The organism is Caldicoprobacter sp. (assembly GCF_047459465.1).
Taxonomy (GTDB): domain Bacteria; phylum Bacillota; class Clostridia; order Caldicoprobacterales; family Caldicoprobacteraceae; genus Caldicoprobacter.
The window spans coordinates 1-6891 of sequence record NZ_VSCO01000097.1; the positions used below are offsets into that span (position 1 = coordinate 1).

A 6891-nucleotide genomic window follows, 5' to 3' on the forward strand; every position below is an offset into this window, starting at 1 on the left:
TGAAAATAATGCGGTTTTTGGCAACTATATTAGATTGATAGCTTCCACGCCCTGTTATAATAACGCTCCCACTGGCAAAAATCATGGAATTTTCACAATACCTCAACGTTATATTCATATTAGATATATAGCGTTGTTTATGAACATTTTCATACTCGATAAGTTCTGCACAAATGCTACGCACTTCATCCAAGCTATTTATTCGAAAAGCATTAATGCCGAATAATTTGTCTTTAATTTTATACAGCAACTTTGAAATATCTTTGGACTCTTCCTCCTCTTGCATTAGGGGAAATATATTTTCAATATCCTTCATAAGGGTCTTAACCGTGGTATTTTCGTTTACCAATCTATATATAATGAATCCTACGTTTCCATCTTTTTGCCTTAAATACATTTCGGTTGCTTTTTCAACAATGGCTTTCAATTCACGATTAATTCTTACTATACTAGGAAGTACAAACAAATGTTGAACTATATTGCCACCTGCTGTGACTTTACATCTGATGACTCTGCCGTATATCTCTACATTTCTACCTCCTTTTATAGTTGCATGATAGCAGTTCCCATAAATTATAATATTCCCTCCGGCTATCACTCTCAGGCCATCCTTTACATCGCCTTTCACGACCACGTCCCCATCAAACCTAATATTGCCTGTCTCCACACTGACATCACTGGGAATGGTCAATACTGGGTTTACGCTCACTACGCCTTTTTCCAGTATAGGCCTTCCTGAAATAGCTGCCACAATTCTGTTATTATCCAAAAGCACCGCACCTTTCCCTGCCTTAAACACCGCTTCCTTGGCAGGGCGGGCTTTAATAACCTCTCCAGTAACCGTCATTCCATCCATACCCGGTATAGCAGGAATCACCTTTTCAGCCAGTATTTCCCCTACTTCAACCGTAGGAATAATTGTATGATCCATTATATTCACTTTTTTATCGGTATCAAAATCGGGATTTCTGCAACTGTGTTGGAGGAAAAAGTACTTTATGCGGCTGTCAACGCCATCAATGGGCGGTCTACCCTTTGCTACAACCGCACTTACATTCCCCGGCAATTCGATCAGCCTCTTAATCTCTTCTATCAAAATGAACTCCATTAAGACTCCATTCTTAATCAGCTCCTGTATGCACTGCTCAAACGAAACAGGCGGTGCCGGAATTTCCTCATAGTCTCCGCTAATCACAATGCTGTTGCTGGCCTTTATATCCTTTAAAAAGTACCTTCTTCCCGGTATCCTTTCAATTTCCAAGATGGCCTGCATTTTATCGGGTGTAATCTTAACCTTCACGCGAGAAACTGGAGGAATTTCTCTCGGAATGATCTGTATCCAATCTTTTTCCGTAACTACGCATGTTCCAACTGCTCTTTCCCCATTTATATATATTTCGATATTTTGATCATTTATAACTAAAGAAGGGTATTTACCCCTACCTATGGGATTCTTGACTATAACAATACCATCTTTAATCTCTACCGTCCCATCTACGGCTTTATCTATCTCGGCTGCTTTTTTTATCTCCTTCCTTGATTTTTCAATTCTATAAACCCCCCGCCACTTGATAATTCCCCAAAGTATGGACCCCGGTGGCTTGATGGTATAGACACTCAAACAATCACTATGGCAGTTATAATGCTCTTCAGCTTTGGATAGCGCCTCTTCTATGTTATACGCTTTAAAAAGCATGCCTTTCTCCTTCCGTCCAACTGTTTAACTATAACTGTCTGACTAAATAAAAGGTCTAGTCTTATCGATCTTTTCTGCATCCTCATTTGCCAGCAAATCTATAAAATTTTCTACAATCTGTGGATCAAACTGCGTTCCTGCGTTTTTCTTTATTTCCGCCAGCGCCTTTTCTTTGCTCATGGCTTTGCGGTACACGCGATCGCTGGTCATGGCATCATAAGCATCTACAACAGCTAAAATGCGGCATAGCAGAGGGATCTCCTCCCCCTTTAGTCCCTTTGGGTACCCACGCCCGTCCCAGCGTTCATGGTGATACAGTATATACTCAGCAATATGCGCAAGCTCGGAAATGCCCTTTGCAATGCGCCACCCAATTTCCGGGTGTTTCTTCATCTCCTCCCATTCTCCCTCCGTTAACGGCCCCGGTTTTCGCAGTATGCTTTCATTTATACCTATTTTGCCTATATCATGGAGTACAGCCAGAAGTGCCAATTCATCCAATTGCTTAGATGAAAGCCCCATTTTTTTGCCTATTACCAAACAATAGTTTTTCAATCGCTCAGCATGCTCCTCAGTCTCGGTACTTTTAGCAAACAAAGTCATAAGAATACTGCTTACCACAGTATTACGATAGCTTTTCTCTTCCACAAGTTTGGTACGGTGCATCATCTCTTCTGCTTCTTTAACAATCTGATTCAAGCTCTCCAATGGCTTTCTCTTAACCGCATAGCCAATGGCCAGGCTGAGCTGCACCTCCCCCTCTTTCTCTTGTAGGCACCTGTTTTTTATCCTCTCCACAATTTTTTCAACAGCCCGTGCTGTGATGCGCGGCAAAAGAATTATAAATTCATCTCCATCCCATCTGGCTACTATATCGGTCCGCCTACAGCTTTCCTTCAATATCCTAGCCGCTCTTTTAAGCAGGTTATCCCCTTCCTGAACCCCAAAGGTGTCGTTAACCAGCTTAAGCCCGTTAATATCGGCTACTATAACAGCAATGGAAAATACTCGGGAGGAAACTTGCCATTTTGTGAACTCCTCTTCCACAAACCGGCGACTATAAAGCCCTGTCAGCGGGTCACGCCAGTTTAAGCTGGTAAACTGGTCCTGCCATACCTTGTCCTGCGTGATATCGCGAAAGACCATGACTGCTCCCACAGTTTGACCTTTTATATCTTTTATGGGCACAACCTTTATCGGCGTACCGCTGTCGGCTATCAATGCCTTTCTGCCTTTTTTTGTTATCACAGCAATATGTTTTGCCACGTTTACAGCATTTCCCGTTCGCAAAGCTTGTGCTATGGGCGTTTTCACCATTTTACCCGTACGCTCGTTTATCAACTTAAAAACCTCATCAAAGGGCTTCCCCTTTACTTCATCCTCGCTCCAGCCAGTAATCCGCTGGGCAGCAGGATTGAGCATGTTTATCCTACCACACCGGTCAGCAACAACAACACCATCACTGATGAAAAATAAGATAATCCTCAACAGTTCTTTTTGATAATACAGTTCATTATCAGTAGCCTCAAATTTCTCATCAAATACTTCTCCGGGCCCTTTAGCAAAGCAATTTAACTTGCTGTTCTTTTCGCCCAAAGCATTCTCCAGCTCCACCTCTTCAGTAGTATCCTGGAATACCGTAGCAAAATGTTCCTTATCTATTGAAAAAGCTGTTATCCTACACCAGCGCTTTGACCATTTCAAATATTGTTTAATCTCCTTGGGTTGTCCGCTCAAAATTACTTCCTCATACAACCCACTCCAATCAAACCCCTCAAGATTGTTACCATATACTGCCTCATTTATTTCCTTGCCTACAACAGCATGCTTTGATAATCCGGTCAATTTTTCAAAGGTAGCATTAACGTCAACAAAGATATAACCCTTACCCTTTTCCGGCTCTTCAATTACCCTATGAATAGCGCATCCCAACGGGATCTGCTGGAAAATTTTTTGCACGGTTTCTTCTTTCATTTTATCCTCCTTACCTCTAAAAACTTATTAATTACCACCTATCAAATATATAATAAATATGCCTACCAAATCTAAAATTGTAGTACTCCACAATTTTCATATCGCGTTAATTACGTCAATTATATATTTACATTTATAGGTTTTTCTTCCATTTTATTCCATTGAGTGCACAAATTAACTCTTCATGCAATCATACGACTAGAATTGTTGCGGATAAAATGTATTTCTTCCTTGATTTCTTCAATTGCAAATATGTGTAAACCAAATGTCAGTATATCCATACTCCTTTGCCCCTAAGCAAACCTTTATATTACTCAATCATATTCACATTTAACAAATAAAAAAACTCTACACACCGGCACCAAAAGGAACATACCTATTCCATGCAGAGCTATGTATATCTTTGGCCCATCACCCTTTGTGCAGCCGGTTGCCATAGAACAATATAACGTCCCTTAGGCCCGTAGCTTTGCGTCCCTGCCTTTCGACAGGTTTGCCCTTTAACAAAGGTTACATTCGCTTTTATGAATTTGAATCAATTACACTCGTAAAACATATTTTAAATTAATTATAGCAACATTTTCTACATAATTCAACAAATTACTTCATTTTTTTACTTTATTTTCATCCAAACTTTTATCCGTGGCCAACTACAATTATAAGATGCCAAAAATAAAAAACCCCCTCCGAGGGTTTAAAATTTAATTATATCGATGTACTTCTGAAGGGGCTTGTCCCTGCCCACAAGGTCATAGTTATAGCTGAACTCAAGCACATTTAAGCCCTCAGCAAGCAGCAAATTGGTTTCTATATGCCGGGCCACATCGGCAAAGACAAGCTCTGTCTCCTCCCCATGGATCTTCAGAATCTTAAACGCACTTGCGTATTTCCTAAAAAAGTGATTTTATATCACAATATATACTTGCCAATTGCCCTACTAAACGTCCGTATGTCAAAAGAACTGCGAAGCTCGAATTTGATCTTACCAATACCGCTCACATATATCTCTAGTTCACAATCCCTATCAAACACTCCCGCCGTTTCAACCGAAAAAGCCTGAATTCTGCTGTACGGAATCGACGTGTAATCTATTTTGCTCCCGGTAAGGCCCTGTACATTGACTGCTATAATGCGCTTATTCGTAAAAATCAGTTTATCCCGCACCGATTGAAAAGCAGCAATGACCTCCTCATCGTCTATCAGAAGGGGAGCCACTGCCTTTTCCCCTTCGGCTTTCGAAATGGGTGAAAGCTTAAACCATCCATTTTTAAAGTCGATCATATTTGTACCTCCATTTATTTAAAGATTTACAACTGATGAGAAATCCGGGATTGAACCACCCAATCGGCAATCAGCCCATCAAAAAAGTCGGCATATATTCAGATGCTCAAAGCTGCCCATATCCATGAACCCCTCTACAGTTAAAATTATTATACCATTCTAAAGGAATTATAACAGACGCCAACATTAAATTCTTGTGTAAGTCAGCTAAAATATCACAAGCAAAATAAGTACACTTTTGCTTTCAGCCAGCATTCTGAATAGGTTTTAATATTATCACGTTTTCCCCTCATTTATAACGTCATAAAAGTATAGCGTCATATCCTTATCAAGTTATGCCTCAACTTGTCCATTGCTTAAAAGGGATTTTTTTCTCCAATTGCCTTTTTTGTAGAAAATCGCAGTAATTATGGCACCGCATACCCATGCAATCAACAGCGATACAAATATAGATTCGGGCCTCCCAGTGGGATAGGCTTCGCTTCGCGTAAGGTAAGCAATGGCATAAGCGATCGGCACGCGCACTACAATGGCGGTTATAAGCGAAATCCACATAGGCGTTACTGTATCACCTGCCCCGCGCATGACTCCCGATAAAACCTGGGTCACCGCCATGGCAATATATCCCACCGCAAGGATGGACATCATCCTCATGCTTAAATCGACAAGTTCAGCAGTCCTGGTAAATATGCTCATGAGATGTCTTCCATAGAGCAATATGATTATGGTAATTACAGTGGAGACGCTAACAGCAATTATGAGACCTTCCCGAACCCCTTTTTCCACTCTATCCATCTTCCTTGCCCCAATATTTTGCCCTGCAAAGGTAGTCATGGTAACGCCAAAGCTAAAGTTTGGCATCATAGCAAATCCATCTACTCGCATGACTATGACATTGCAGGCGATGACCATTTCGCCGAAGGAATTGGTCAAAGATTGCACGGCAACCATAGCAAGCGAGAATATAGCCTGGGTAAGCCCGGAGGGTATACCGAGCTTTATCAGCTGAGTCACATACTCCTTCATAGGTTTAAGCATTTCCAAGTTGAGATCAAATACATTTCTCATCTTTTTGAGCTTGACAAAACACAGTATAGCAGATATTACCTGTGCAATAATGGTGGCCCATGCCACTCCAGGCACTCCCATATTGAATTGGGCCACAAACCATATATCCAACACTATATTGAGAGCGGTAGATATAAGCAAAAACACCAGCGGCGACAGCGAATCACCCAGGCCGCGCAGGATTCCCGATAAAATGTTAAAGTATGAAAACCCCCAGTTACCCACTAACAATATCAAAAGATACTCGGCACACCAGTCTAAAATGGACTCAGGCGTGTTTATAAGCTTAAGCATAGGGCGGACTACAATGACCCCTACCACCATTATTATAAACGATGTTATGGCCGTCAGGGTGATGCACACGCCTATGGAACGGGAAAGCCTTTCACGGTCCTTTGCCCCAAAATACTGCGCTACCATTATGCCCGCCCCGGTGGCCACCGCTACAAAAAGCACAAGTAAAAAATTTAACACCGGGAAAGCATTACCTACGGCAGCGAGGGCATTATCTCCCACGTACCTTCCAATAACAATCGAATCAACGGTGTTATAAAGCTGCTGCGCTATATTGCCAATAAGCATGGGGATGGAAAAGACGATTATTCGCTTCCATGGTTCACCCTCTGTCATGTCTTTTGGAGCAAATAATTCCGCTATCCTTACCATATATACCTTTACAACTCCTTTCCATAGATCTCTTTTGTATATTTGCAACTATGAATATCCAGCTTACTCTAACAAACATCCCATAAATGTCAAAGGTGCACAGCCATCCCCTACGGTACCGCATAGTTTGCCCTGTCAATTGACCTTTTTAATTCTTCTGTCCCAGGCAAGCACAAAATATATTTTAGCATATTTTTGTGAAATAG

At 41.3% G+C, this 6891-nt stretch carries 4 protein-coding genes, 2 pseudogenes and 1 riboswitch; all 6 genes and pseudogenes read right to left on the reverse strand.

The features are described 5' to 3' along the window. Window positions 1–1696: DUF342 domain-containing protein (locus FWJ59_RS06875; protein WP_414481220.1), on the reverse strand; the 1696-nt coding region annotated here is incomplete at its 3' end. A 42-nt stretch (window positions 1697–1738) separates the two neighbouring features. Next, complete coding sequence (locus FWJ59_RS06880) at window positions 1739–2842, reverse strand: HD-GYP domain-containing protein (protein ID WP_414481222.1); 1104 nt, start codon at window positions 2840–2842, stop codon at window positions 1739–1741. Next, window positions 2825–3310, reverse strand: a pseudogene (locus FWJ59_RS06885) (PAS domain S-box protein); the annotation flags it as partial. The gene FWJ59_RS06880 and the pseudogene FWJ59_RS06885, both read right to left, overlap by 18 nt. Further along, window positions 3302–3670, reverse strand: a pseudogene (locus tag FWJ59_RS06890) (PAS domain S-box protein); the annotation flags it as partial. The pseudogenes FWJ59_RS06890 and FWJ59_RS06885, both read right to left, overlap by 9 nt. Window positions 3671–4088: 418 nt before the next feature. After that, a riboswitch (cyclic di-GMP riboswitch) is annotated at window positions 4089–4178 on the reverse strand. Between the two features lie 401 nt (window positions 4179–4579). Continuing rightward, complete coding sequence (locus FWJ59_RS06895; protein WP_414481221.1) at window positions 4580–4951, reverse strand: PH domain-containing protein; 372 nt, start codon at window positions 4949–4951, stop codon at window positions 4580–4582. Between the two features lie 333 nt (window positions 4952–5284). Then, on the reverse strand, window positions 5285–6727 hold the full coding sequence (locus FWJ59_RS06900; protein ID WP_414481223.1) for an MATE family efflux transporter: 1443 nt from the start codon (window positions 6725–6727) through the stop codon (window positions 5285–5287). Window positions 6728–6891 lie beyond the last annotated feature (164 nt).

Coding starts and splice junctions, on each gene's coding strand:
- FWJ59_RS06880 (WP_414481222.1), bottom strand. CDS start 2,842: ATGGTCTTTCGCGATATCACGCAGGACAAGGTATGGCAGGACCAGTTT.
- FWJ59_RS06895 (WP_414481221.1), bottom strand. CDS start 4,951: ATGATCGACTTTAAAAATGGATGGTTTAAGCTTTCACCCATTTCGAAA.